This is a genomic window from Ensifer adhaerens (assembly GCF_000697965.2).
GTDB lineage: Bacteria > Pseudomonadota > Alphaproteobacteria > Rhizobiales > Rhizobiaceae > Ensifer > Ensifer adhaerens.
This window is the reverse complement of the sequence record NZ_CP015882.1, coordinates 1,035,986-1,060,953: the sequence shown is the minus strand read 5'-3', so window position 1 is coordinate 1,060,953 and position 24,968 is coordinate 1,035,986. Positions and strand designations below refer to the sequence as shown.

24 protein-coding genes are annotated in these 24,968 nt (G+C 62.1%); 12 read left to right on the top strand and 12 right to left on the bottom strand.

All coding sequences use genetic code 11. The features are described from left to right. Positions 1-4: 4 nt before the first annotated feature. Positions 5-1,624 (bottom strand): benzoate-CoA ligase family protein, encoded by a 1,620-nt coding sequence (locus tag FA04_RS32410; protein WP_034796293.1) that lies wholly within the window; start codon positions 1,622-1,624, stop codon positions 5-7. A gap of 328 nt (positions 1,625-1,952) precedes the next feature. Here FA04_RS32410 and FA04_RS32405 point away from each other — a divergent pair, with 328 nt between their 5' ends. Together FA04_RS32405 and FA04_RS32400 are read left to right on the top strand one after the other, a co-directional pair. Further along, the gene (locus tag FA04_RS32405) at positions 1,953-2,786 is read left to right on the top strand and encodes an alpha/beta hydrolase (RefSeq protein WP_034796351.1); all 834 of its coding nucleotides are present in this window, start codon (positions 1,953-1,955) and stop codon (positions 2,784-2,786) included. Between the two features lie 159 nt (positions 2,787-2,945). Beyond that, positions 2,946-3,398 (top strand): DUF2721 domain-containing protein, encoded by a 453-nt coding sequence (locus FA04_RS32400; protein WP_034796355.1) that lies wholly within the window; start codon positions 2,946-2,948, stop codon positions 3,396-3,398. A 56-nt stretch (positions 3,399-3,454) separates the two neighbouring features. Here FA04_RS32400 and FA04_RS36745 read toward each other — a convergent pair whose 3' ends face one another. Continuing rightward, the gene (locus tag FA04_RS36745; protein ID WP_110819259.1) at positions 3,455-3,619 is read right to left on the bottom strand and encodes a hypothetical protein; all 165 of its coding nucleotides are present in this window, start codon (positions 3,617-3,619) and stop codon (positions 3,455-3,457) included. A gap of 478 nt (positions 3,620-4,097) precedes the next feature. Here FA04_RS36745 and FA04_RS32395 point away from each other — a divergent pair, with 478 nt between their 5' ends. Then, positions 4,098-4,523, top strand: a complete 426-nt coding sequence (locus tag FA04_RS32395) for a DUF4168 domain-containing protein (protein ID WP_060530163.1) — start codon at positions 4,098-4,100, stop codon at positions 4,521-4,523. Between the two features lie 221 nt (positions 4,524-4,744). Here the strand turns inward: FA04_RS32395 and FA04_RS32390 are convergent, their stop codons facing one another. Then, positions 4,745-5,341 carry a TetR/AcrR family transcriptional regulator gene (locus FA04_RS32390; RefSeq protein WP_034796298.1) on the bottom strand — a complete coding sequence of 199 codons (597 nt, stop codon included), beginning with the start codon at positions 5,339-5,341 and terminating at the stop codon, positions 4,745-4,747. A gap of 103 nt (positions 5,342-5,444) precedes the next feature. Here FA04_RS32390 and FA04_RS32385 point away from each other — a divergent pair, with 103 nt between their 5' ends. The 3 genes from FA04_RS32385 to FA04_RS32375 all read left to right on the top strand — a co-directional run bounded on the left by FA04_RS32385 (position 5,445) and on the right by FA04_RS32375 (position 9,927). After that, on the top strand, positions 5,445-6,131 hold the full coding sequence (locus tag FA04_RS32385) for a PspA/IM30 family protein (RefSeq protein WP_034796301.1): 687 nt from the start codon (positions 5,445-5,447) through the stop codon (positions 6,129-6,131). A gap of 28 nt (positions 6,132-6,159) precedes the next feature. Further along, positions 6,160-6,438, top strand: a complete 279-nt coding sequence (locus FA04_RS32380; RefSeq protein WP_034796305.1) for a YiaA/YiaB family inner membrane protein — start codon at positions 6,160-6,162, stop codon at positions 6,436-6,438. Positions 6,439-6,528: 90 nt separating this feature from the next. Beyond that, on the top strand, positions 6,529-9,927 hold the full coding sequence (locus tag FA04_RS32375) for an acyl-[ACP]--phospholipid O-acyltransferase (RefSeq protein WP_034796307.1): 3,399 nt from the start codon (positions 6,529-6,531) through the stop codon (positions 9,925-9,927). Between the two features lie 25 nt (positions 9,928-9,952). On the opposite strand, the gene FA04_RS32370 is transcribed toward FA04_RS32375, so the two are convergent. The 7 genes from FA04_RS32370 to FA04_RS32345 form a co-directional block, all read right to left on the bottom strand. Next, complete coding sequence (locus FA04_RS32370; protein WP_051659343.1) at positions 9,953-10,975, bottom strand: nitroreductase family protein; 1,023 nt, start codon at positions 10,973-10,975, stop codon at positions 9,953-9,955. Continuing rightward, positions 10,972-11,439 (bottom strand): GNAT family N-acetyltransferase, encoded by a 468-nt coding sequence (locus FA04_RS36215; RefSeq protein WP_234798833.1) that lies wholly within the window; start codon positions 11,437-11,439, stop codon positions 10,972-10,974. Before FA04_RS36215 ends, FA04_RS32370 begins: the two co-directional genes overlap by 4 nt. Then, entirely contained in the window at positions 11,436-12,077 is a 642-nt protein-coding gene (locus FA04_RS36210; RefSeq protein WP_234798832.1) for a hypothetical protein, read from the bottom strand. The genes FA04_RS36215 and FA04_RS36210 overlap by 4 nt, the downstream gene beginning before the upstream one ends. Next, positions 12,070-13,269 carry a hypothetical protein gene (locus tag FA04_RS32360; RefSeq protein ID WP_034796309.1) on the bottom strand — a complete coding sequence of 400 codons (1,200 nt, stop codon included), beginning with the start codon at positions 13,267-13,269 and terminating at the stop codon, positions 12,070-12,072. Before FA04_RS32360 ends, FA04_RS36210 begins: the two co-directional genes overlap by 8 nt. Then, positions 13,266-14,153, bottom strand: coding sequence for a HesA/MoeB/ThiF family protein (locus FA04_RS32355; RefSeq protein WP_034796311.1), 888 nt, complete (start codon positions 14,151-14,153; stop codon positions 13,266-13,268). The genes FA04_RS32360 and FA04_RS32355 overlap by 4 nt, the downstream gene beginning before the upstream one ends. Next, positions 14,150-15,094 carry a hypothetical protein gene (locus tag FA04_RS32350; RefSeq protein ID WP_156553138.1) on the bottom strand — a complete coding sequence of 315 codons (945 nt, stop codon included), beginning with the start codon at positions 15,092-15,094 and terminating at the stop codon, positions 14,150-14,152. Before FA04_RS32350 ends, FA04_RS32355 begins: the two co-directional genes overlap by 4 nt. Positions 15,095-15,257: 163 nt before the next feature. After that, on the bottom strand, positions 15,258-16,247 hold the full coding sequence (locus FA04_RS32345; RefSeq protein ID WP_034796313.1) for an aldo/keto reductase: 990 nt from the start codon (positions 16,245-16,247) through the stop codon (positions 15,258-15,260). A 161-nt stretch (positions 16,248-16,408) separates the two neighbouring features. On the opposite strand from FA04_RS32345, the gene FA04_RS32340 reads away from it, so the two are divergent. Continuing rightward, positions 16,409-17,305 (top strand): LysR family transcriptional regulator, encoded by an 897-nt coding sequence (locus FA04_RS32340; protein ID WP_034796315.1) that lies wholly within the window; start codon positions 16,409-16,411, stop codon positions 17,303-17,305. 119 nt (positions 17,306-17,424) lie between these two features. Here FA04_RS32340 and FA04_RS32335 read toward each other — a convergent pair whose 3' ends face one another. Further along, positions 17,425-17,889, bottom strand: a complete 465-nt coding sequence (locus tag FA04_RS32335) for a sugar ABC transporter substrate-binding protein (protein ID WP_034796317.1) — start codon at positions 17,887-17,889, stop codon at positions 17,425-17,427. Between the two features lie 105 nt (positions 17,890-17,994). Here FA04_RS32335 and FA04_RS32330 point away from each other — a divergent pair, with 105 nt between their 5' ends. The 3 genes from FA04_RS32330 (at position 17,995) to FA04_RS32320 (ending at position 20,758) form a co-directional block, all read left to right on the top strand. Next, positions 17,995-18,606, top strand: a complete 612-nt coding sequence (locus tag FA04_RS32330) for a TetR/AcrR family transcriptional regulator (protein ID WP_034796319.1) — start codon at positions 17,995-17,997, stop codon at positions 18,604-18,606. Continuing rightward, the gene (locus FA04_RS32325) at positions 18,606-19,478 is read left to right on the top strand and encodes a pyridoxamine 5'-phosphate oxidase family protein (RefSeq protein ID WP_034796322.1); all 873 of its coding nucleotides are present in this window, start codon (positions 18,606-18,608) and stop codon (positions 19,476-19,478) included. Before FA04_RS32330 ends, FA04_RS32325 begins: the two co-directional genes overlap by 1 nt. Before the next feature lie 74 nt (positions 19,479-19,552). Then, on the top strand, positions 19,553-20,758 hold the full coding sequence (locus FA04_RS32320) for an MFS transporter (protein ID WP_051659344.1): 1,206 nt from the start codon (positions 19,553-19,555) through the stop codon (positions 20,756-20,758). Between the two features lie 176 nt (positions 20,759-20,934). Here the strand turns inward: FA04_RS32320 and gcvA are convergent, their stop codons facing one another. Beyond that, positions 20,935-21,864 (bottom strand): transcriptional regulator GcvA, encoded by a 930-nt coding sequence (gene gcvA / locus FA04_RS32315; RefSeq protein WP_034796324.1) that lies wholly within the window; start codon positions 21,862-21,864, stop codon positions 20,935-20,937. 172 nt (positions 21,865-22,036) lie between these two features. On the opposite strand from gcvA, the gene FA04_RS32310 reads away from it, so the two are divergent. Both FA04_RS32310 and FA04_RS32305 read left to right on the top strand, forming a co-directional pair. After that, on the top strand, positions 22,037-23,446 hold the full coding sequence (locus FA04_RS32310; protein ID WP_034796327.1) for an amidase: 1,410 nt from the start codon (positions 22,037-22,039) through the stop codon (positions 23,444-23,446). A gap of 15 nt (positions 23,447-23,461) precedes the next feature. Continuing rightward, entirely contained in the window at positions 23,462-24,709 is a 1,248-nt protein-coding gene (locus tag FA04_RS32305) for an MFS transporter (protein WP_034796329.1), read from the top strand. Positions 24,710-24,968: the final 259 nt, after the last annotated feature.

The window sequence follows — 24,968 nt, the reverse complement described above, 5'->3', positions numbered from 1 at the left end:
GTTTTCAGTTCTCCGACCGCAATCGGAACCGCTGGATCTTGCCCGTGGCTGTTTTCGGCAGGTTGTCCAGGAACTTTACCGATCGCGGATATTTGTAAGGCGCGATCGTCGCCTTCACATGATCCTGCAGACGCTTGATCGTTGCGTCGTCTGCCGACACGCCAGATATCAGAACGACATAGGCTTCGACAATCTGGCCGCGTTCCTGATCGGGCGCACCGACGACGGCGCATTCTGCGACCTCCGGGTGGGAAATCAGGGCGGCTTCGACCTCGGGGCCGGCGATGTTGTAGCCGGCGGTGATGATCATGTCGTCCGAACGGGCGGCGAAATGGAAGAAGCCGTCCTCGTCCTGATAGAAGGCGTCGCCGGTCAGGTTCCAGCCGTCGCGCACATAGTCGCGCTGTCGGCTGTCGGCCATGTAGCGGCAGCCGGTCGGGCCACGCACCGCAAGCCTGCCGATCGTGCCGCGGGGGACTTCCTGCATGTCGTCATTGACGATCCGCGCTTCGTAGCCGCCGACCGGCTTTCCGGTCGAGGCGGGCTTGCGGTCCTCGAAGCGGTTGGAAATGAAGATATGCAGCATCTCGGTCGCGCCGATCCCGTCGAGGATCGGCTTGCCGGTCTTGGCCGTCCATTCCTCGAAGACCGGACCGGGCAGGGTCTCGCCCGCCGAGATCGCGACGCGCAGTGATGAAAGATCGGCGCCGTTATCCATCGCCTTCATCATTGCCCGATAGGCGGTGGGGGCGGTAAACGAGATCGTCGCTTTGTACTTCTCGATGATCTCCACCATGTTGGCCGGCGTCGCATGCTCGAGCAGTGTCGCTGCGGCTCCAAAGCGCAAGGGGAAGATCGCGAGGCCGCCAAGGCCAAAGGTGAATGCGAGCGGCGGCGAGCCGACGAAGATATCGTCGGGCGTGACCCCGAGCACTTCGCGGGCATAGCCGTCGGCGATCGCCAGGAGATCGCGGTGAAAGTGCATGGTCGCCTTCGGAATCCCCGTCGTGCCAGAGGTGAAACCGAGCAACGCCACATCGTCGCGACCGGTATGCACCGCCTCGAAGACCACTGATTTGTCGAGCGCAATGCGGTCGAGTTCGGCGTCGTGGTTCGCGGTCCCGTCGAAACTCACGACCTGCTTCAGGAAGCGGCTGTCCTTCGCGCAGACGATCATTTCTTCCATCAGTCGCGTGTCGCAAAGTGCCAGGCTGACTTCGGCCTTGTCGACGATCTTGGCGAGTTCCCCGGCCCGGAGCATCGGCATGGTGTTGACGACGACGGCGCCGGCCTTGGTGGCTGCCAGCCAGCAGGCGACCATGGCCGGATTGTTGGCGGAGCGGATGAGCACGCGGTGCCCGGGCTTCACACCGTAATTCTCAACCAGCGCGTGGGCGAGACGGTTGGTCCAGTCGGACAGTTCCTTGTAAGTCCGGCGGCGGCCATTGCCGATCAACGCGGTATGATCGCCGAAACCCTTGGCAACCATGGCGTCCGTCAATTCGACGGCGGCGTTGAGGTGATCCGGGTAGTCAAAACCTTCGAGAAGAAACTCCGGCCATTCTTCCTGTGGCGGAAGATGGTCACGGGTGAACGTATCGACGTGCGAAGTCGGTCCAAGCATGTGGCGGCTGTTCCCTAATTTCGTTCGTGCCTGTTGCCCAGGCATTGTTCAAAGCCGGCGGAAAGTCTTGCGGTGGTTCAAAGCCCTGGTCTGCGGACAAGCGGCAAGCGTCGCGGCACTATTCAAAGTGACACGGGCCGTCGCCGGCGCGACTCCAGTTATGGCGATAGGCACAGCGAGACCTCCACTTCTCGGCTGAACATGGGGCAGCATCGCACCAGTCCAAAATTATTTCAAGCCTAAAGTTTTTTCGATTGCCGGCATTGCCTTTCCCGGTGGGGCAGGCGATTGCTATCTGTGAGGAGACATCAAAGGGAGGATGAAATCGATGCTGGAACACCGCATTTCCGACTGGGACGACGCCTATGCGAACGGCTCGAACATCGCGCGCGGCGATCGCTGGCCGGAAGCCTGGGTCAAACCGGCCGAGGCGTTCCGCAACGCCCTCTTGAGCGCTGGACGCGCCAAACTCGACCTTGCCTATGGCGATCGGCCGAGGAACCGCATGGATATCTTTCTTCCCGACGGTTCGCCCAAGGGCCTGGTGGTCTTCGTCCACGGTGGGTACTGGCTACAGCTCGACAAGAGCTTCTGGTCGCACCTGGCGGCCGGAGCAGTGGAGCGCGGCTATGCCGTCGCGATGCCGTCCTACACGCTCTGCCCAAAGATTCGCATTGCCGGGATCGTCGAAGAGGTCGCCGCCGCTATCAGCGAGGCATCGAAACGCGTCGAGGGTCCCTTGATGCTGACCGGCCATTCGGCCGGCGGCCACCTCGTCAGCCGAATGATCACGACGACCGCGCCGCTTTCGCCTGATGTCCAGGGCCGGATCCGCAACGTCGTCTCGATCTCCGGCGTGCATGACCTGCGCCCGATCATGTCGACGGCCATGAACGAGAAGCTCGCGATCGACGAGGCCGAGGCACTTTCACAGAGCCCGGCACTGCTGCGGCCGATGCCAGACGCCCGCATCACCTGCTGGGTCGGAGGCGGAGAGCGTGCGGAGTTCCTGCGTCAGAACGCGCTTCTTGCCAATATCTGGACCGGATTGGGTGCAACGACGGCTGCTGTCGCGGAGCCGGACCGGCACCACTTCAACGTCGTCGACGGCCTTGCCGACGCCAAGCATCCCCTGGTGCGGACGTTGCTGTTGGGCGTGTGAACGTCGGGCTGGGTCGCTCCCGCATTCCCTCGATAAGGGTATGAAGCGCATCTATCTGCGCCATATCTTGGTGTTTGTATCGCTACTATATCCGTCAAAACTGACTAGAGTGCTCCTCCCGGTCTCGCCGGAAGCGAGCGACGCAAAATGAAGGCAAGCATGGAGACGCCGTCGACTGTCATCGATCTCGCTTCGATCGTCCAAACCTCGCTGGCGCCCGTCTTTCTTCTCGCCGGCACTGCCGGCTTCGTCAGTGTCTATGCCTCCCGGCTTGGCAGGGTGTCCGATCGCGTCAACGAGATCGGGGAGAAATACGAGCAGAACGACGCGCGGCGGATGCAGCTTGACTATCTGCGCCGGCGGACGCTGGCGCTGGAGATCGCCGTTGCGCTGGGGACTTTCGCGGCGATCTGCACGGGCTGCGCCATTCTCAATCTGCTCGCCGGCGCGCTTGCCTTCGGGTTTCGCGAGGAGAACCTTTTCTGGTTTTTCGGCGGCGCGATCGTCTCGCTCATCGGGTCGCTGTTGGCCTTCCTGTTCGAGATGCTGATCGCCGGGCGGAACATGCTGCGCCAGATGCGCATGGATCAGGCAGCGTCGGGCGGCGACTGATGCCGGTGCCGCCGTCAGCTTTGAGGCGAATTCGACCGTCGCCTGCGCCTCGTTGACTACGTACTCGATCTTGGCGACCGGCATCGGTCCCGGTTCTTCGCACACATTTTGGCGATCGGCTTGCCCATCTCCATCGTATCGAGCACCGCCAGGATGTCACGGCTCTCGGCGATCAATTCGGAAAAACGGATGAGGACGTCGGTCCGCCGCCGAAGCGGAATGCGCGACCAGACATCCTATCGAAACCGCGTGGCCGCGATATCGCAGGCGACCTCGATGTCGGCGGCGTTGCCATGGCGCGATCGATCTTCAGGGCGTCTAACCTGGCACTCGCCGGTGATCGCTTTCGATCGCGATTTGATCGCGGCCGTTAGAGCAAGCGCAAAGAGGGTGCCAACTCTCCCATCGCGACATCGTTTCCGGTGCCGGCCATGACGTGTTCAATCTGACGCGCCGGGTCCGGCGCCAACGGGTGGGGAAGAAGTAGTCGGTCCGGGACCGGGAGAAAGTGTGGGACCGGAGGCGTCGGGTGAGCCGTAAAGCTGCCGTGGAATGGTCAGCAAATGGCCCCGATACGGCCGCATCGAGCCCATTCCAACGTTCCATCGTCGCGGCGCATTCGGTATCCGGCCGACCTTAGGGGCGATTGAAAGTCAGTATCGCTCCTAATCACGTCATGCGCATCAGAGAGGAATGAATATGATCACCGGTTACAAACCCGTCGCGTCGCTCGCGGCGGCAGTCTTTAGCTTCATGGTCGTCAGTCCCGCATCCGCCCTTGAGATCGCTCAGGCCGAAACGACCCAGCCGACGCAGGGCCAGGCTGGCAGCAAGGGCCCGGACGCTGCGATCAGCGACCAGAAAATCGAGGCCTTCGCGGTTGCCTATCTTCAGGTCGACAAGGTGAGGCAGGAATATTCCGCCAAGATAGAAGCAACGTCGGATGCAACGGCGAAGAAGGACCTGGAGACCGAAGCCAGCAAGAAAATGGTCGAGGCCGTCCAAGCCTCACCGGCCATTTCGATCGAAGAGTATTCGGCAATCCTTACGGCTGCACAGAGCGATCCCGCAGTCGCCAAGAAGGTTCAGGCAAAACTCCAAGACACCGCTCCGGCACAGCAATAGCCGGGCTCGGACGCAACCAGTTGGACAGCGACAAATGGGTAGCCCGCACCAGGTGTGGGCTACCCGCTACGAAATGGACCTTCACCGATCTGCCGGGCCAAGGTCCAGCCGCTTCAATATCGCCGGTTAGCCTCTTCCGCTTTCCTGTTGTCCTTTGACGATCGCTTAAGCCCCAGTTCGCGATCTCTCGCGCTGAAACCCGCAATCCGGCAATGAGCGCGTCAGTTCGGGCGCCTGGCAAGAAGTCCGGCGAGTGCTGTAATCTCGCGCTCGAGCACTTCGGGCGTTATTCCGATGAACCGTCCTTCCAGGCTGAGAGAGATTACCCCATGAACGGCCGCGAAGAACGTGCGGGCACGAACTGCCACATCCTCCTGAGCAGCCTCCGGAAACTGCTGCGCAAGCGGTGCTGCGATGAGACCGATCAGAAAGCCGTGTTCGGCAAGATGCCACTCGGGGACCGGGGCACCCTCGGGCATTCTGTGTTCAAATAGCGCCGACCATAGATTTCGCTCTGCGAGCGCAAAACGGAGATAGGCGAGCGACAGGCTCAGGAAGGCCTCCTGAACATCTGCCGCCGGTTGGACCGCAGCGTTGAGGGCGGCTTCCAGGCGCTTCAATGTACCCGAGTTGATATGCAGGATCAGTCCGTCGAGATCATCGAAGACGGTGTAGAGCCCGCCGAGTGCTGCACCTGCACGCTCGGCTATATCGCGGGCGCGCAGGTTCTTTAATCCTTGCTCCCGGATCAGCTCCGTGCCGGCGGCAATAAGCCTCGATCTCAGATCTTCCTTCTTCGCTTCACGCTTTCCGGCCACTGGCCACCTCATTTTGTTGAACGATGTTCATTTTCAATCTTGAACAACGTTCATTTTTGTGGGAAAACATTATTGAACATTGTTCATACATGGAGGTGAGGAGATGTTCAAACAAATCGTAACGCTCTTGCGCGGTCGCGCTCATATGGCGGAGGAGGCCTTCGCCGATCGGCATGCGCTGCCCATTCTTGCTCAGCAGATACGCGACGCTGCCCGCGGTGTCGAAAGCGCGCGACGGGCCGTCGCTTTGGCCATAGCGCAAAATCGCCTGGAAAAGGAAAACGTCGAGAGGCTTTCCGCTCACATCGAGGAGCTCGAAATCCGCGCCATTGCAGCCCTTGAAAAGGGGCGAGAGGATCTGGCCGCGGAAGCCGCAGCCTCGATCGCGCGGCTGGAAACCGAACTGCAGAATGCGCGCCAGGTTCAGGCGGAATTTGCAGACGGAATAGATCGGCTGAGGCAAGCGGTGCGGCAGAGCGAAACGCGCCTGGAGGCGCTGCGCCGCGGCGAACGCCTGGCCGCCGCACGTGACCGGACGCAGCGCCTTTCCAAAGAGGTGCCCGGCAATGATCTCGCGACACTCAGCGACGCCGAGGCAACGCTCACGCGGCTCGAAACGCGTCAGCGCGAGGCCGAATTGACCGCCGAGGCGCTGATCGAGCTGGAAGAGCGGCCGGATCCGGCAGCACTTGCGCAGAAACTGGCTGCGGCCGGTTGCGGACGCCCTCTGGTGACAAGCGCCGACGACGTGCTCGAGCGCTTGCGCGCCAAGATGAACCTTACGCTTTAGAACCTCTGTTTCTCAAAGGACAACAACGATGAACGACAGCCTGATGAAACACTCTCCGGCCTGGACCTCCTTCTCTTATGTTAGCTTCGGGGTGGCCGCTTTCATGGTGGTGATTGGCCTTTACATGATGCCGATCGACCTCTGGGGCAAAGGGTACCTGGCCATGGGCATCCTGATGCTGTTGCAGACGGCCGTGAACGTCACCAAGACGCTGCGCGACAATCTGGAGGCAGAAAAGCTCATCCGCAGGATCGATGATGCCAAGACCGAGAAATTGCTGCTCGGCATTAAGGCGGACGAAGTTTAATCGCTCATTAGCCTTGTCGCTATGGCGAACAACCTGTGGACGAGTGCGTAACTATTTTCATCTAGAACGCTCAAAAAAGGGAGACGTCCCGTGAAAACCAATCTCATGACATCCCGGCGCTTTGCGCCGCTCTTCTGGACGCAGTTTCTATCCGCGTTCAACGACAATTTTCTTAAGAATACGCTCGTCTTCCTCATCCTCGCAACCGTGGCGGCCGATGATGCGGGATCGCTGGTCACGCTGGCCGGCGCCGTCTTCATGGCGCCGTTCCTAGTCTTTTCCGCACTCGGCGGCGAACTCGCCGACAAGTTCGACAAGGCGATCGTTGCCGAGCGACTGAAGCGCTGGGAGCTTGCTGCCGCAGGCGTTGCGGTTGTCGGGATCGCGTTCTCCTCCATCGCGGTGCTGCTGGTTGCGCTCTTCCTGTTCGGCGCCATCTCCGCGCTCTTCGGGCCGGTCAAATACGGTATCCTTCCCGACCACCTGGAGCGCAAGGAACTACCGCGCGCCAACGCCTGGATCGAGGGTGCGACGTTCATCGCCATTCTCAGCGGCACTGTCATCGCAGGGATTGCCGCAGCCGACGGCGTCAATCCCTGGCTGTTTGGTCCCATGATGCTCGGCCTGGCGCTCGCCTGCTGGCTTTCGAGCCGCTACATTCCGCGTCTTGGCGCCAAGGCGCCGGACCTTGTCGCCGATCGCAACGTCTTGCGCTCCACCGGCCGGCTCGTTGCGTCGCTGCGCGGCGACAGGCGGCTTTGGCGCACCGCGCTGATGGCCGCCTGGTTCTGGCTGGCAGGCGCTATCGTGCTGTCGCTGCTGCCGCCGATGGTGAAGAATCATCTCGGCGGCGACGAAACCGCAATTACCGCCTATCTCGCTGTCTTTGCCGTGGCCATCGGTGTCGGCTCCGCAATCGCGGCCTGGATGTCTGCGGGCCGTATCGTGCTGCTGCCGGCACCAGCCGGCACGCTGATCATGGCGCTCTTCGGCCTCGATCTCGCCTGGTGCGTCGGGCATGCCGGTGCGGTCGCCCCGACGGAGACGCTCCCTGCCTTCTTCGCCGGTCCCTACACGGTACGGATCGCCATCGATCTTGCCGGCATGGCGATTGCCGGGGCATTCCTCGCCGTACCCACGCTCGCAGCGCTTCAGGCCTGGGCGCAAGAGGACCAGCGTTCGCGCGTCATCGGTGCGTCGAACGTGCTGTCTGCAGCCTTCATCACCGTTGGCGGCGGCCTTGTCGCGATCCTGCAGGCATTGGGCATGTCGACACCGGTGCTCTTTGCTGGCCTTGCCCTTGCCAATGCCGTTGCGGCCTGGGTTATGCTGCGCACGCTGCCGACCAACGCATTCCGCGATTTCGTCTCCATCCTCTTCCGCGCCTTCCTGCGGTTGGAAGTCGAAGGCCTCGACAATCTGAAGAAGGCCGGTCGCGCACCGATCATTGCGCTCAACCACGTGTCCTTCCTCGATGGTGCGCTGGCGCTGGCACTCACCGAGGAGGAACCGACTTTCGCGGTCGACTACACGATCGCCAAGGCCTGGTGGGTCAGGCCGTTCCTGAAGATGTGCAACTTCCTGCCTCTGGATCCGTCAAAGCCAATGGCAACGCGCACGCTCATCAAGACAGTCAACAATGGTGAGCCGTTGGTGATCTTCCCTGAGGGCCGCATCACGGTAACCGGTGCGCTGATGAAGGTCTATGACGGCGCCGCGATGGTGGCCGACAAGACCGGCTCCATGGTCGTGCCGGTGCGTATCGATGGGCTGGAGAAGAGCTACTTCTCACGCCTCAGTTCCATGCACGTTCGCCGTCGCCTGTTCCCGAAGGTGAAGGTCACCATTCTGGAGCCGGTTCGCCTGTCCGTTCCGGAAGAACTGAAGGGCCGCAAGCGCCGCATGGCCGCGGGTGCTGCGCTCTACCAGGTCATGTCGATGCTGATGTTCCGCACCACCGACACGGACACCACCGTGATCGAGAAGGTAATCAAGACGGCCAGGGAGCGCGGGTTCAACAGGCTCGCCGTGCAGGACCCGGTCACCGGTTCGCTCACCTATGGCAAGCTATTGACCGGTGCGGCCGTGCTCGGCGCGAAGTTCCAGTCGCTCTTCCCGAACGAAAAGGCGCTTGGCGTTCTCCTGCCCAACGCCAACGGTGCGGTTGCCACCATCCTCGGCGTGATGTCCGCCGGTAAGGTACCGGCCATGCTCAACTTCACCGCCGGTGCAGCCAACATCATCTCGGCCTGCAAGGCAGCCGAGGTCCGTCATGTGCTGACGTCGCGTGCCTTCGTCGCCCAGGCGAAACTCGGGCCCGTCGTCGAGGAATTGGCGAAGACGGTGGAGATCGTCTGGCTCGATGATCTGCGCCAGACGATCGGTCTTGCCGACAAGCTGCGTGGTCTTTTGCGAAAGGGGCGGCCGCTCGTCCGGCGCACGGCCGACGAGCCGGCGGTCATTCTCTACACTTCGGGATCCGAGGGTACGCCGAAGGGCGTGGTGCTGACACACCGCAACATCCTCTCCAACGCGGCCCAGGCTGCTTCGCGCATCGATTTCCACTCGGGCGACAAGGTGTTCAACATCCTGCCGGTGTTCCATTCCTTCGGTCTCACGGCCGGAACGGTCCTGCCGCTCATCTCCGGCGTGCCGGTCTATTTCTATCCGTCACCGCTGCACTACCGCATCATCCCGGAGTTGATCTATGCGTCCAACGCGACGATCATCTTTGGGACCGACACCTTCCTGAACGGCTATGCACGAACGGCGCACCCCTATGACTTCCGCTCGATCCGATACTGCTTTGCCGGCGCCGAGCCGGTCCGGGCAGCCACCCGTGCGCTCTACATGGAAAAGTTCGGCGTCCGCATCCTCGAAGGCTATGGTGTGACCGAGGCCGCGCCGGTGATCGCGCTGAACACACCGATGTTCAACAAGGCCGGCAGCGTCGGCAAGATCATGCCGGGCATGGAGTACAGGCTCGATGCCGTGCCGGGTGTCACCGAGGGCGGACGGCTCTTCATCCGCGGCGCCAACGTCATGGCCGGATATCTTCGCGTGGAAGCGCCCGGCGTGATCGAACCGACACCCGATGGCTGGCATGACACCGGCGACATCGTCACGGTTGATGAAGAGGGCTTCATCGTCATCCGCGGGCGGGCCAAACGGTTCGCCAAGGTCGGCGGCGAGATGGTTTCGCTCGGCGCCGTGGAGGCGCTGGCGGGCGAGATGTGGCCCGGCCAGTTGACGGTCGTCGTGTCGCTGCCTGATCCCAAGAAAGGTGAGCGCCTGGTCATGCTCACCGACGCTCCGGGTGCGACACGCGCCGCCTTCCTCCGCTTCGCCAAAGACAAGGGCGCCATGGACATGATGGTTCCCTCGGAGGTGAGGGTAGGTGCCGTACCGGTGCTCGGTACCGGCAAGGTGGACTTCGTCAACGCCCAGAGGCTTCTCGCCGAGACGGCAAAGGCCGAGAACGCCGCCTGAGGATGTCGAAAAGGAAGCCGGCCCTTCAGGCCGGCTTCCCGTCCAGCACGAGATCGCCTGCCGGAAGGCGATACTTCGGAACCGTCGACGGTGCCGGCCCAACGCGCAGCACGTTGATCAGCCGGTGTCCGGGTGGCAGCGCGAAGCGCTCTCGCAACGCCTGCGCAGCGGATGGCAGGTCGGCAAGCACCGCCATCGGCCAGCCGGCAAAACCAAAGCGGGTGAAGCTCAGCCAGAAACGGTAGAAGGCTTGTCCGGAGACGATCGGGCTCTCATTCTCCGGCCGGTGAAACAGGAGACAGGCGGCTGCCGTCATCGTCTTTTCCAACTCCGCGACGAGAGCTTGGCCAAGCCCCAGGCGGTCGGCAATGTCGAAAAGCGGTGAGGCCAGAAGATGTCCCGCCAGTGCACCTTCCAGTCGTCCCATCTGCAAGGCTGCGAGGTTGAGGCCGTCAGTGGAATAGGCCGGATGCCGGGGTGACAGTCGCATCCATCTTACGAGTTCATCGCGGAATGCGCGTTCTCGCATGGTTGCGAGGCTTGACCGGTCGTTGAGCGACGCAACGAAGGCAAGGTCCTTGCGGCCGTACGCAAGCCTCACATCGACCGCCTGAACGGCCCAGTGCTCGAGCCTCTTAATCTGCTCAGGGGAGGTTGGCGAGAAACGCGCCCGCCATGTGAAGCGCCTGGCGGTCCACTCAGAAAGCGCCGGCCGCACCGCGTCCTCGCCGGTAAGCTGTAGCCGTGCGGCCAACCGATAGCCGGGTCTCCAATCGAGTAGATTGCGCGTCCAGAGATCATCGATCGTCACACCGATCCCGCGGGCTGCGAGCGCCATCGCCATGCCCTCAAGTGCCGCCCCACAGGAAAGCCCCATATCGCGGCTGGTCGGATCGCCGACGCTCAGATGCCGGGAGAGGTCGGCGGCAAGCAGGACGCGTCCCTCCTCGTCGAGCGCCCAGCGCGCAGGCTGGGTGTTGTGGACGGAAGGGGCGAGGTTGGCCTCCGCCGCGAGAACGGCGAGCATGGCGGCATCAACGCGCTTCATAGCGTCTTTCCGAAGAGATGCAGGCGATGAAGCGGCCTTGCGCCCGCCTTCTCCGCCTGTCTCAGGCTCGCCGCGTTGACGTCTGCAATCCAGGTGCCACCGGCGGTGTCATAGCCGGCACGGCGCATCTCGCCCAGCACATGGGCAAGCAGCAGCGGGTTGAGCCCGCGTCCCTGGTGTTCCGGCTTCACACCCTGGAATATGATCACGGCGCGGCGGCGCTTCAGGCGATGCTTGAGCAGGTACCAGGGCGCAGTCAGTCCCAGCCGTGAGCCCATCGCCTTCAGCATCGGATTGACATCAGGAATGGCGATCACCGCGCCGGCAGGCGTGCCGTCCTTTTCCGCGACCGCCGAAATGCGTGGATCCATGATCCACTTCATCTCCTTGGCCTGAAACTCGAACTCCGCACGGCTGACGGGCACGAACATCGGATTGTCTGCGAAGCTCTCGTTGAGGATCAATCGGGAGTCTCCAGCCTTTGTTCGAGCGTCGATCGCCGGATTGGCGAAAAGCGGAAATCGTCGTCGAAAAGAGCGCGCATCTGCGCGCTGGCAAGCAATCCGTCGATCTCCACGGTGCGAATGTCGATTTCGAAAGTGGTCATCGGGAAACAGGGCGCATAGCCCCGGTTTTCCAACAAGCGAGGCAGATAGGGCGGTCCCCAGATCTGGTCGGTATAGGGCGCGTTCTCGAAACCACCGGTCATGACGCCCACCTGCTGCATGGCCGTCAGGTTGAAGTTTCCAAGGATCTCCCGAAAGCCCTTCGCGCGCGCCCAATCCTCTGCTCGCTCCAGGAGGGCGGCTGCGACCCGTTCATCGTCGGCACAGTCGAAGTAACCGAAATAGCCGCGATCAAGTGCGAACTGCGCGTTCGATGCGCGATGCACATGCGCCGTTATGCGCCCGCGCACGGCACCACCCTCATGGGCCGTGAAGCAGGCATAGTCGGCAGCCGTGTCGAAGAGTGGATTCGTCTCGGCGGAAAGGAAGCGCTTGAGGTCGCTCAGCATCGGCGAGACATAGGGTTTCCGCGCACCGTAGATCTGAAAGGGCGCTGAGAAGAAGGCGTCGATATCGCCGGTACGGATATCAATCATGAAGCGGGTCTCTTTCGGAGATCAGCATGGCCATGCGCTGGACGACCTTCAATTCGGTTTCTGCACCCGGCGTGGCGGAGACGGAAGGCATGTTGAGCGCAATCAGTCGGAACGGCCGGTTGGACACAAGCATGACGTGGGTTGCCTCGTATTTTTCAAGCAGCCAGGACATCTGCTCCGCATCCTCTTGAGGAAGGCCTCCCGTCTCGGCAATGCGCAGCAGTGGGCGGGTCGCAAACAGCGCCTTGACCGTGGGCAAGTCGAGGTCGGAGAGTTCGTCCTCGCCAAGCAGAAGTGCGCCGTCGACCAATGGATGGTTCTGCAGCTCCTCGAGAAAGCCCAGCGTGTCGTCGATGCTGTCCTCCGCCAGATGCCGGATCAGGCTTTGCCGCCGTTGCTCCATGCGCAGGCTGATGCTGTCCTTCCAGATCACGCCGAGCAGGGCGGCACTGAGGATGACGCTTGCCGCTCGCACCAGCGCGGCTGGTTCGAGGCTGTTTTCGACGCCGATGACGAGGGCTGCAAGGAGCGCAACGGAAAGCAGGATGACGAAGGAGACCACCGTGTCACGGTGCCCGACGGCGCGCTGGCCAAGGCTGATCAGCAGCCAGCACAGGAACAGGATGGCGACCCCGCCGAGCCGCACTGGCTGGTCGATGTAGACGGAGCGAAAGTCCGTCACGAGCAGCGGAAGGATCAAAAGCAGCGAGAGAGCAATGCGGTCGACGGCCTGGTTTTCCGCCTTCGACAGGCTCGTCCGATCGCGCGTCACTGTCATGTGACCGGCAAGGGCGAAGGTGACCAGTTGGTAGAGGAACAGCAGTGCGACCCGCCAGGGTTCGGCGAGCGATACCGGCAGGAATGCGAGGACGAAGAAGGTGGCCGCGCCGCCGGCCGCGATCCACTTCGTGTTTCTCGGCGCGTGTCGCCGCAACAGGCCCTCGGCAAGCAGAACGGTCGAGAGCGGGACGAGCCCCGCGGTTATGATCGTCGCGGCCTTGAAGATGAAAAGGTCCGTCCACCAGGCGAGCACCCGGCTCGCCATCAAGGCCGCCAGCACCTGCAGACCGAAGAGGAACCGACGGTTCAACGGGCTCTTGGCGTCGAAACTGCGGATCACCCCGATGAGCACGAGCAGACCACCCAGTGCCGCCAGCGAAACGAAACTATCGGCAATAAGCGAGGTGTTCATGGCGTCGCCGGAGCTGCAAGTCGGGTCAGGTAGCGCCTTACCAGCGGTCGCAGCAGTGCCGCAACGAGCGCATTGCGGGGTCGCTCGACGCGTCCGGCATGCGGGTTGAAGAACCAGCCGCGGCAATCGGCGGACTGTGGGCGGCCGAGGATTGCATGGATCGCCTCATAGGCCATCAATGTGCCCGTTGAGATCACCATCGGCGCGAAAGACATGCGGCTGCGGGTGCCGGCGATCACTTCACCGGCGAGCGACAGGTCGACATGGTGACGGGACGACGAATGCACCATCACATATTCCGCCTCGCGCAGGAACGCCTCGGCCCGCTGGTCCGGCGTCAACGCGTTCCAGGCCGTGCCGACAGTCGGATAACCGAGCCGCTCCTCGGGCATCGAATCCTGCGGGCGTGTCACATAGACGGAGGGCAGCGGCGAGGCGTAGGCGTCGATCACCGTCTGGCCGTGATCTCGCGACGTGCGATAGAGCAGCAGGCTGGCGCCGAGATCGTCGGTTCCGTTGATGACGACATCGGCTGCGGCAATGATCGCATCGGCATGGTCGGTCCATTCGGGCCCGTAGACGGTCACGTCCAGGCCGGGATTGATCTTGAGGCAAAGCTCGCGGGTTGCCTGCGCCTTCGGCATGCCGATCGTGTCGGCGAAGCAGAAGACCTGCCGGTTGAGGTTCGAAAGCTCGAAATCATCGATATCGGCAAGAACCAGGCGACCAATCCCGGCGCGCGCGAGCGACTGGATACAGGCGCCACCCATGCCGCCGGTTCCACAGACGAAAACGGTCGCCTGGCTCAGGCGCCGTTGTTCCGCTTCGGTGACGAAGCCGATGTTGCGTGTGGTGAAGGTCTCGTAGGAAAATTGGCTGCTCATCGGCTGGGCCTCAACACGCCCCACTGCCGGCGGCTGTCAGCCCAATGCAACGCGGGCAGCACGAGCCTTTGTACGAGGATGACACTACTTGCAACGGCAAGGCGACCAAGCGCGTTGCGCGGCACGCTTTCCATGAGGTAGCGCTGAGCCGCATTGAGATCCAACTGTCCGATTTGCAGGAGGTCGTCACCGCGATCGTAGTCGAGTTCGGCGGCGCAGAAGTCGTTATACTCCGCCTTGCGGTGCTTCGGGGCCGCCTCGAACGTCTTCTTCAGGTTGTCGGAACCGCCGGTATAGGAATTGGTGATGACGAAACGATCGGCATCGAAGCCGGCGTCAGGGCCGACCCCGAAGACATGGCGATGTGATTCCATGATGGCCGTGGCGATCAGTTGCTGGCGCAGGGATCTGCGTGCGCCACGGGTGGGTGCGGGAAAGACGCCGCTGAAGGTCTCGGCCACCATGCCGGCAACGGCCGGCACCTGGGTGACATTCGAAATCCAGAGCGGGCGAAGCTGGTTGCGCAAAAAGAGAAGGAAACAGGTGAGGCCGTAGAGGATCCAGGAAAGCCCTTGGCTGCGAACCGCCGGGTCGATCATCACGAGCCCCAGGTGGAGGACTTCGACCGGTTTGCCGGAAAGAGAGACCTGGAGGACAGGCAGCGCGTTGAAGGCAACCGGCTCACCGTCGGAAACCCGGTAGACGAGCGTGACGATCGTTCGGGTGAGCGCATCTTCACGCTCGGAGAAGATGCCGTAGCCGAGCTCCCCATCGGGAACCGACCGTTGCGCGACTTTTCGCAGGTCCTGCCTTAGCCTTCCGACCTCGCGCTCGTTCATCCATTGCCCGGGAGCTTCCACGATCCTTGCGCGGAAGTCTGGCGATGTCTTGAATGAAAGATCGAGGCGCTTCTTCAGAACGACCGATATCAGATTGTACAATGTCCCGTGTCCGCAGCTTCAATTCTGGGGTGGAGCTTCTGCAAGCTTCGGTCGCATCCTTGCGGAAGAGGACAAACATTTGGTTTAATTCCTGGAAGAGATGCCGGGGCGAGCGCAATCATGCTCCCGCCCCACTGGTTGTGCATGGATGTCTGACGCGGCCTTAGAGGCCGGTCGTCTTCAGCAACTGTTCTGGGTAGCGCTCTCCCTCGATCGGGATTGCCGCGGCCGCTGTTTCGATTTCTGCGAGATCGGCATCCGTCAGCGCGACATTGACCGAGGCGAGGTTCTCTTCCAGGCGATGAAGCTTGGTCGTGCCGGGGATCGGGACGATCCATGGCTTTTGTGCCAGCAACCAGGCGAGCGCGATTTGCGCAGGCGTGGCGCCCCTGTCGTCCGCGATCCTCTTCAGGAGATCGACGAGCGCCTGGTTCTTTTCCATTGCCTCGGGCGTGAAGCGCGGCAGGATCTTGCGGAAGTCGCCCTCGCCGAGCCTGGTATCCTTGCTCATCGCACCGGTAAGAAAGCCCTTTCCGAGCGGGCTATAGGGCACAAGGCCAATGCCGAGCTCTTCGCAGGCTTCAAGGATGCCGTTCGTCTCCGGGCCGCGGGTCCAGAGCGAATACTCGTTCTGGAGCGTCGTGACCGGCTGGACTGCATGCGCCCGCCGCACGGTTTGAGCCCCGGGCTCGGACAGGCCGAAGTGCCGAACCTTGCCGGCAGCGATGAGATCCTTCACAGCGCCTGCGACGTCCTCGATCGGCACGTTTGGATCGACGCGATGCTGATAGAAGAGGTCGATGACATCGACCCCGAGGCGTTTCAGCGATGCGTCGCAGACCGAGCGGATGTGCTCCGGCCGACTGCTCAAGCCCGACTGCTTGCCGTCAACGATGTTGAAGCCGAACTTGGTGGCGATGGCCACGCGGTCGCGTACGGGCTTCAGGGCCTCGCCGACCATCCCCTCGTTGGTGAAGGGGCCGTAGACCTCCGCGGTATCGAAGAAGGTCACGCCGCGATCGACCGCCTGGCGGATCAGCGTAACGCCCTCCTGCCTGCTGACCTTGCTGGCATAGCCGAAATCCAGGCCCATGCAGCCAAAGCCGAGGGCTGAGACTTCTAGACCCGCTCTTCCGAGAATTCGCTTCTTCATGTCTTTGCTCCGTTCGTGATAGCGGCGAGCGCGCACGAGACCAGCCGGCGCTCTCTTCAAGAGGGCACGCCGGTTCAACGCGTCCTGGCCCCAATCTAGATCTCGCGGAGAAATTCGATTAGATGCTAAATCAAGAATGAACCTATATTGTGGATTCATGAATGAAGCGAGATGAACTGGGTGATCTTGTCGCGTTCCTGACGGTTGGCGAGGAACGTAGCTTCACCCGAGCGGCCGCCCGCCTCGGCACGTCCCAGTCGTCGCTCAGCCATACGGTGCGACGGCTTGAGGAGCGCATGGGCGTGCGCCTCTTGACCCGGACGACGCGCAATGTCGTGCCGACGGACGCAGGGGAACAACTGATGGAGACGCTGCGCCCGGCCTTCAACGACATTCGCAGCCGGCTCGACGCGCTGAGCGCGATGCGCCAGCAGCCGGGCGGCACCATCCGCATAACCTCCAGCCGCCACGCGGCCGAGACGATCCTCATGCCCGCCGTGAAAAGGCTGATGGCCGAGTATCGAGAGATCAGCGTCGAGATCTCGATCGACCAGCGCTTCGTCGATTTGGTCACTGAGCGCTATGATGCGGGTGTGCGGCTGGGCGAAAGCATCGAAAAGGACATGATCGCCGTCCGCATAGGTCCGGATCTCAGAATGGTGGTGGCGGGGTCGCCGGACTATTTTGCACGCTACCCCAGGCCTCAGACACCTCATGATCTGACGGGACACAATTGCATCAATCTGCGCCTGCCCACGCTTGGCGGACTATACGCGTGGGAGTTCGAACGCGACGGTCGCCCGCTCAATGTCCGCGTCGAAGGGCAATTCGTCTCTAATGATGTGCCGATGATCATCGACGCGGCTTTAGGCGGCCTGGGCCTTGCCTGTCTTCCCGACGATCACTTGGGACCGCTCGTCAAATCGGGGCGGCTGGTGCCCGTGCTAGAAGATTGGTGCCCGCCTTTTCCCGGATTCCATCTCTACTATCCAAGCCGGCGGCTGGCGTCGCCCGCGTTTGCATTGCTGGTCGAGGCATTGCGCTTTCGCGGTGCCTAGCGTGCCGCGCCGGGCCGTGGACGAGCACTATCGATGATGTGGGACTGCGCTCGTTTTAGCGACCGCCAAGGGGCGAGGGAGCCGGGCAGGGCTCGGCTCCCCGTTGGTCCGTAGCGATATCAGGGCTGGTAGTCGGCAGGGGCGATGATCTTGCTGAAATCGTAGGAGGCGACCTTTTCGCGCGTCACCAGCAAAGCGGGGGCTTCAATGCGGCCCAGCACCTTGCCGCCTTCGATCGCGGCGGCCGCCTCGCGCATCGCATCGCGTCCCATCGACACTGCCGGCTGAAGCGACGCGCAGGTGAGCGTGCCCCTTTCAAGGGCGGCGCGCGCGGCGTCGTTGAGGTTCGAGGTCGAGACCTTGATCTTGTCGGTCGCCCCAGCCTGTGTCAGCGACTTGATCGACTCTATCGCCATGGTGTCGGCCGCGGTGAAGATGCCGTGAATGTCCGGGTGGCTCTTGGTCCAGTCGGTCGCCGCCATGCCCGCATCCTTGGTGCCGCCGGCCTTTTCGGCGACGATCTTGATCTCGGGAAATCGGCTTCGATGGTGCTCTTGAACCCGTTGACCCGAAGCTTGGCCCACATTTCGTCCGGACCGGGATTGCGTTCGTGCCGTCATTCCAATTGACAATATACATACGTATGTATATTTTTAGTCAGTATTGCGGATCGGCGACCAGGAGACGGCATGAAGGCGAACGACAAGCGGAGGGAGCGCGGCGATCGCGCCCGGGCGAACATTCTTCATCACGCGACGCAGATCGCGTCGGTGGAGGGGCTGGAGGGATTGACGTTCGGACGGGTCGCGGCTGATGCCGGTGTGGCGAGAGGCAACGTTCAGGTTCTCTTTGGCGACCGGGAAGCCTTGCAGTTGGCGACGATCGAGAACGGCGTGGCACTTTATGCCGAAACGGTGGTTGGCCCCGCGATGGCACTCCCGACAGCGGTCGAGCGCCTGATCGCTCTGATTGAGGGATGGTACACATTCGTTGAGCAGCGAACACTACCCGGCGGCTGCCTGGTGCATGCGCTCAGCAGCGAGTATCGCACCCGGCCGGGAGAGATCCGCGACCGTGTCGAGCATCACCGGGCCGAGGCGAGACAGCGTATCGTCGATCTGGCAAACGCGGCGATCAACGCAGGCGAACTTCAAGGCGGCATTGATGTCGGCGTGCTGGCCTTCGAACTGACGTCCTACCAGGCATCGGCCAATGTGGCAGCGCTCATGGGGGAGCCTGAGCAGTTCGAGCTGGCACGCCGTGCGTCCAGGGAGCGCCTTGCCGCGGCACGGGGTGTGTGATGGACAACGACCCCTTTCACGCCGGAGAGCAGCAACTCCAGAGCCTCTTTGCCGTCCGTGAGCAACTGGCCGGGTCGCGCGCGATACAGGCGAGCCTGCCACCCGGCTTTGCGGGTTTCCTTGCGGAACTGCACTATGTCGTTCTTGCCGTGCCTGACCGGGAGGGGCGGATCTGGGTCACCATGGTCTTCGGTCGGCCCGGCTTTCTGAGCGCACCAGATGCCATGCGTGTGCGTGTCGCAGCACGCCCTGACGCCGCAGATCCAGTGGCTCGTGGCATTGTCGAGGGAACTCCGATCGCGATCCTTGCGATCGATCTTTCGACCCGGCGGCGCATCCGCGTCAACGGTAGCGTAGGTCGGGTGGGACAAAGCGATTTTGTCGTCGACGTGCAGCAGGCCTTTGGAAACTGTCCGCAATACATTCGTCCGAGGGACGTTAAACAGGCGGTCGGCGCAAGTGGAGAGCCGCTTCTGATCTCGGCCGATACAAGTTTGGCTCGACGTGTCGTTGCTGGTGCCGATACGTTTTTCGTTGCGACCCGCGCCGCCTCCGATGCCGGCGGCGATATGGATGTTTCCCATCGCGGCGGTCCGCCTGGTTTCGTTCGGTGGGACGGCGAATGCCTGATCTGGCCGGAATATCGCGGCAACTACTATTTCAACACCCTCGGCAACCTGCTCGTCGATCCTGCCTGCTGTCTGCTGTTTCCTGATTTTGGCACGGGCGAGATGGTGGTCATGACCGGACACGCCGTGCTCGACGGCTTCGACGGCCGCCTGAGGCGCTCGCATGAGGGCATGCCGATGAACGGGCTGGTTCGCTTCAAGCCTGACCTCCTGATGAGCCGCACTGCGCTGGCGCGCCCGTAGTTCGATCCTATTCCAGTTTTGTCATTAGCATCTTGGCACCGGTCGTAACATGGCCGTGCCGGAAAGGTCTTGCCATGGTCAATGCCACGCTCGAAACCCCGCATGAGGCCGATCAGCCGCAGGCGACCAATCCATGGCTTTCGGTGTCGATGCTCGCCTTCGGCGTCTTCGTTGTCGGGACAGGTGAGTTCGTTCTGGCGGGCCTGTTGCCGCTTCTCAGCAGTTCGCTCGACATCGCGCCATCCGTTGCAGGGCAGGTCATTACGATTTTCGCTTTGACGTGCGCGATCGCGGGTCCGGTTCTCGTGGGCGTGACTGGCGGCTGGGAACGCCGAACCGTTCTCCTCGTCGCAGCCCTTGTCTATCTCTTCGGCAGTGTCTGGACCGCGCTTGCGCCAAGCTATGCGCAGGTTCTGATCGGTCAGGTCGTGGCGGCTCTTGGCGTCGGGCTGTTCGTGCCGACCGCCACTGTCACCGCCGCCGCCATGGTCCTGCGGGCACATCGGGGCAGGGCGATCGCTCTGGTCGTCAGCGGCTTTACGGCGGCCACTGCGCTTGGCGCGCCGCTGGGCACGGCTTTCGGCGGCGTGTTCGGCTGGCGATCGACCATGTGGCTTGCAACCGGGCTGGCAGCCCTCGGCGTCGTCGGCGTCGCCGTCTTCATTCCGAAGTCGATCAGGATCGCAACGACGACGGGCTTGCTGCAGCAGTTGCGGCTGCTGCGTAACCCGCAAATCCTGGCGGTCCTCGGAGTAACGCTCCTCGCCTTCACCGCGGTCTATCTGCCCTACACGTATATGGGCATCATCTTTGCGACCGCCACGCAAGGAAACGGCGTCTATCTGGCCGGCCTGATGGCGACGCTCGGCGTGATCGGCACGATCGGCAACCTGGGTGCCGGCATGCTTGCCGATAGGGTTGGCGGTCAGAAGGTTGTGGCAATCGCCTTGCTTTGGCTCATCGTCAGCATGCTGATCCTGCCGCTGACCACCGAGACACTGGCATCGGCCTTCGCGATCATCGCATTCTACGGGATCGCCGCCTTTGCGATCACGACGCCGCAGCAACACCGGCTGATCTCGCTGAAACCGGAGGCCGCCGGCGTGCTGGTCTCGCTCAATCAGGCCATTCTCTACCTTGCCATTGCGCTATCCGGTTCGATCGGTGGGCTTGGAATAGAGTGGGCAGGTGCTGGCAATCTCGGCTTGGTGGCGGCAGCGCTGGCAGCGGCGGCATTGCTGTTATCGGCGTCGATGAGATCGAGTGCCGATCGGAGCTGACAGGCAGGCAACCCGCCGGGTGTTCGGGCACCTCGTGCCCGGCTTGCCCTCCCAGACTATCCGCCGTGCCGCCGTGCAGGATAGAGCCAGGCAATCAAGAGAACTGCCATGGTGACGTCCGGTGCCGAGGCATCGCCATCGATCCGGACGCTGACCGTGCCACGGTCGGGAGCGCATCAGCCAGGACGGAGGCTGTTCTGAGCCGTGGACGTTTTGGCCAACGGCGTCTTCTCCACATTGAGTATCCAATCCCGGAAGGTCGCAATCTTTGGATTGTCCTGGGCGTGCTCGGGACACACCAGGTAATAGGCAAACTCGTCTATCAAAGCCGCGTCCAGGAGCTTCACCAACTCACCGCTGGCGAGTTCCGCTGCAATCATTGCAGCGGGCAGCAACCCTGCGCCATGGCCAGACAGGATCGCCTTCAAAATAAGGCTGCTATCGTCAAACGACGGACCGCGGGGAGAACGGAACTCTTCCACGCCATTTGCCTGGAACCAAAGGCTCCATCCCTTGCGGTCGGCATCATGGACATGCGGCCAGCGGATGAGATCGTCCGCGCATCGAGGGACGCCGAGGCGATCGACGAGATCAGGAGCTGCCACGGCGACCATCTCGACGGTTACGACGCGGTCGCTGCGCAAGCCCGGATAACGGCCGGCACCATGACGCACCGCGACATCGACGCTGCCGCGGGAGAAATCGGCAAGGGTGCTGCTTGCGACGATTTGGAGATCGATTTCGGGGCTGATCTCCTGGAAGGAATGCATGCGCGGCAAGAGCCATGCCGATGCGAAGAATGGCGTGACGCTGACTGTCAGCATGCCGCTGTCGTTGGAGGCCATGACGCGTCGCGAGGCTTCGGCAATCTGGCGAAAGGCATTGCGGACCGCTGGCAGGTAGTCCCGGCCCGCATCGGTCAAATAGATGCCGCGTGTCACTCGTTCAAACAGCTTCACGCCAAGATGCGTCTCGAGCGATTTCAACATCTGGCTGACAGCGCCCGGAGTGACGCAAAGCTCGTGGGCCGCCATCTTGACCGAGAGATGGCGGGCGGCGGCCTCGAAAGCCTTCAGGGCATTGAGCGGGGGAAGGTGGCGGCTCATGATTTAGATTTTCTAAGTTATAAGGATGATTAAATCTGGTTTGTCGGCCGAGTATGGCGTGCTTTATCACATTAAACTGTGCTTGTCTCGCTCCTCACAAGGAACAGGAGGCGCGATTGAAGATAGATAGATTTTCTAATGCATGTCGCTCACCGTAGTCGGGAAAAATTGAATGACGATAGTTTCGGATGATTTCACTTTGCTCAGCCTCACGGAGATCGGAGACAGAATCAAAAGAGGGAGCATTTCCTCGCTGGCGATCACCGAGGCGCAGCTTCGGCGCATCGCGCGACTGGAACCGGACCTCCACGCCTATGCGCAGGTGATGGACGCAAGCGCGCTGGAACAGGCGAAGGTGGCGGATGAGGAAATCGCCGCTGGACGCCATCGCGGCCCGCTGCACGGCGTTCCGATCGCCGTCAAAGACCTGTGCTGGATCGAAGGCGTGCCAACGAGGGCTGGCACACTCGTCCATGGCAATTTTGTTCCGGACGAAGACGCCACTGTCGTCAGACGCCTCAGGCAAGCAGGCGCGATCATTATCGGCAAGACGCAAATGACCGAGGGAGCGTATTCGGACTACCATCCGGCAATAACCCCGTCTGTCAATCCATGGAACGCGGACTACTGGACCGGGATTTCCTCGAGCGGTTCAGCTGTCGCGGCGGCAGCGGGCCTTTGTTTCGGTGCGATCGCGTCCGACACCGGCGGCTCGATCCGCTGGCCGGCGGCCGCAAATGGTGTCACGGGCCTCAAACCGACATGGGGGCGGGTCAGTCGGCACGGCGTTTTCGATCTCGCTCCCTCCCTCGACCACATCGGTACGATTGCGCGAAACGCCATGGATGCGGGGATCATTCTTGCCGCCATCGCGGGAAGTGATCCGAAGGACCCGACGGCGGCAGCGCAACCGGTGCCGGATTTCGCTTCCGCTTCGCGAAGCGGGGTCGGCGGTCTGCGGATAGGCTTTGATCCAGGGTGGAACAGCGAGGACGTGGAGCCTCAGACACAGGCCGCACTCGCCGCGGCCTCGGACGTTTTTTCCGATCTTGGCGCGCACATGGTCGAGATCAGGTTCCCGGACGTGAGCCAGGCCGTTGCCGATTGGGTGCCGAACTGCGCCGTGGAGGCGGCAGCCGTTCACGCGCGAGACTTTGCTGCGAACAAAGACTTGTACGGGCCTATCCTTGCCGGCGTCATTGAAAAGGGCAAAGCCGTCTCGGAGGCGGAGTATCAGCAGATCCTTCTGCGACGCGCGATTTTCCGCCGTGACGTCGAAGCCTTGTTTGCATCCGTCGACCTGATTTTGACCCCGGTTCAGCCGTTCGCTCCCCTGACACTCGCTGCCATCGCGACACTTGGTGAGCAGCCGGATCTGATCGCTAGGCTGCAGCGCTATACCTGCCCCCTCGATATGAGCGGCCATCCGGCACTGACTTTCCCTGCAGGTGTCACAAAGGACGAGATGCCGATCGGCCTTCAATTGCTGGCTGGTCAGTTCCAGGAACTGACCCTTGTGCGCGCCGGAGCGGCATTCCAGGGGCATACGGCTTGGCACCAGAGACACCCGGGAAAAGGGTGACGGAGACGAACGATCATGAACGCTCACCGCCAGCGCCAAGGCATCTTCTACGGATGGGTCGTCGTCGCCGCGACGTTTACGCTGACATTCGTAGGTTTTGGTAGCGCCTATACCTTCAGCGCCTTCATCGAGGTATTGCAGCAGGATCTCGGGGCATCGCGTGGCTCCGTTTCGCTTGTTTTTTCTTTGGCAGGGTTTTTGTACTTCGCCCTGGGCGTGATTTCCGGTCCCCTTGCGGATCGGTTCGGAGCAAGATCGCTTTGCCTTGTCGGCATGGTGCTTGTCGGCTTCGGCCTTGCCTTGGCGGGCCAGGCGCGCACCATCGCCGAGGTCTATGCCGCCTATGGGCTCGGAATAGGTCTGGGCGTGGGATGTGCCTATGTGCCGGCCCTTGGGGCCGTTCAGCGCTGGTTCGTCGCGCGACGTGGCCTGGCATCGGGTCTTGCGGTCAGCGGTATCGGCTTGGGCACGCTTGTCATGCCGCCGCTGGCGACTTGGTTGATCGCCGCTTTGGGCTGGAGAGAGGCCTATCTGGTGCTCGGTGGAGCGGCCGCGGCCTTCGGCATAGGCGCCGCATTGCTGCTCGAAAACGATCCGGGGCGACGTGGTCTTCGGCCGGACGGAGTCTTCGTCGAACCGGGCGTCGTGAATTCGGCAGCAAAGGAGGGCGTTTCGGTCAAGGATGCGATACGGACTCGGCAATTTGTCGGCATGTATGTCGCATGCCTGTTGAGTGCAGTCGGCGTGTTCGTTCCCTTTGTTCATCTCGTCCCGTTTGCAGTCGATCACCAGATCGCTCCGACGGTCGCCGTTCTCCTCCTGAGCGCGATCGGTGTTGGGAGCACGGCGGGGCGCTTCTGCCTTGGGGGGCTTGCCGATCGTTTGGGTCGCGACACTTTCCTGGCGGCAATGTACGCGGGCATCGCCGTGTCGCTTGCGGTTTGGGCCTTTGCGACCGGGCTTTTGGCCCTTGTTGCCTTTGCTCTGTTGTTCGGATTGTTCTACGGTGGCTGGGTCGCGGTGCTGCCGGCCGTGGTTGCCGATCATTTCGGCCGCCGCAATGTGGGCGGGATCATCGGGCTTCTTTACACGAGCGTCGCAATCGGCACGCTGATCGGCCCGAGCCTCGCCGGCTTTATCTACGACGCCAGCCACAGTTACTTCCCGGCCATTGCGATCAGCGGAGGCGCCAACGCGGTGGCCGCGCTTGTGGCGATCGTGACCATCGGTCTCAAATCAAGAACGGCTGCGGAAGGGCTTTGAACTGGCGGTGCAGTTTTTTCGTCCGTTTCGCAATTGCATATCGCTGCCATGCGTTCGCATTGCTTGCGATAAATTGCTAACGATACAACCAATGAGATATGGTCGAGGGTGAGGGAACGAATGCCGTTCCATCCCTTGCGCGTTTCGCTTGCCGTCACGCATGGCCCCAATCGAAGCCGGCCGAAGAATGGGCCTCGATACTTTGTGAGGGGGCGGTTGCGCAGGTGCCAGGAGCACGAGCCCAACACCCCCCTTTAGC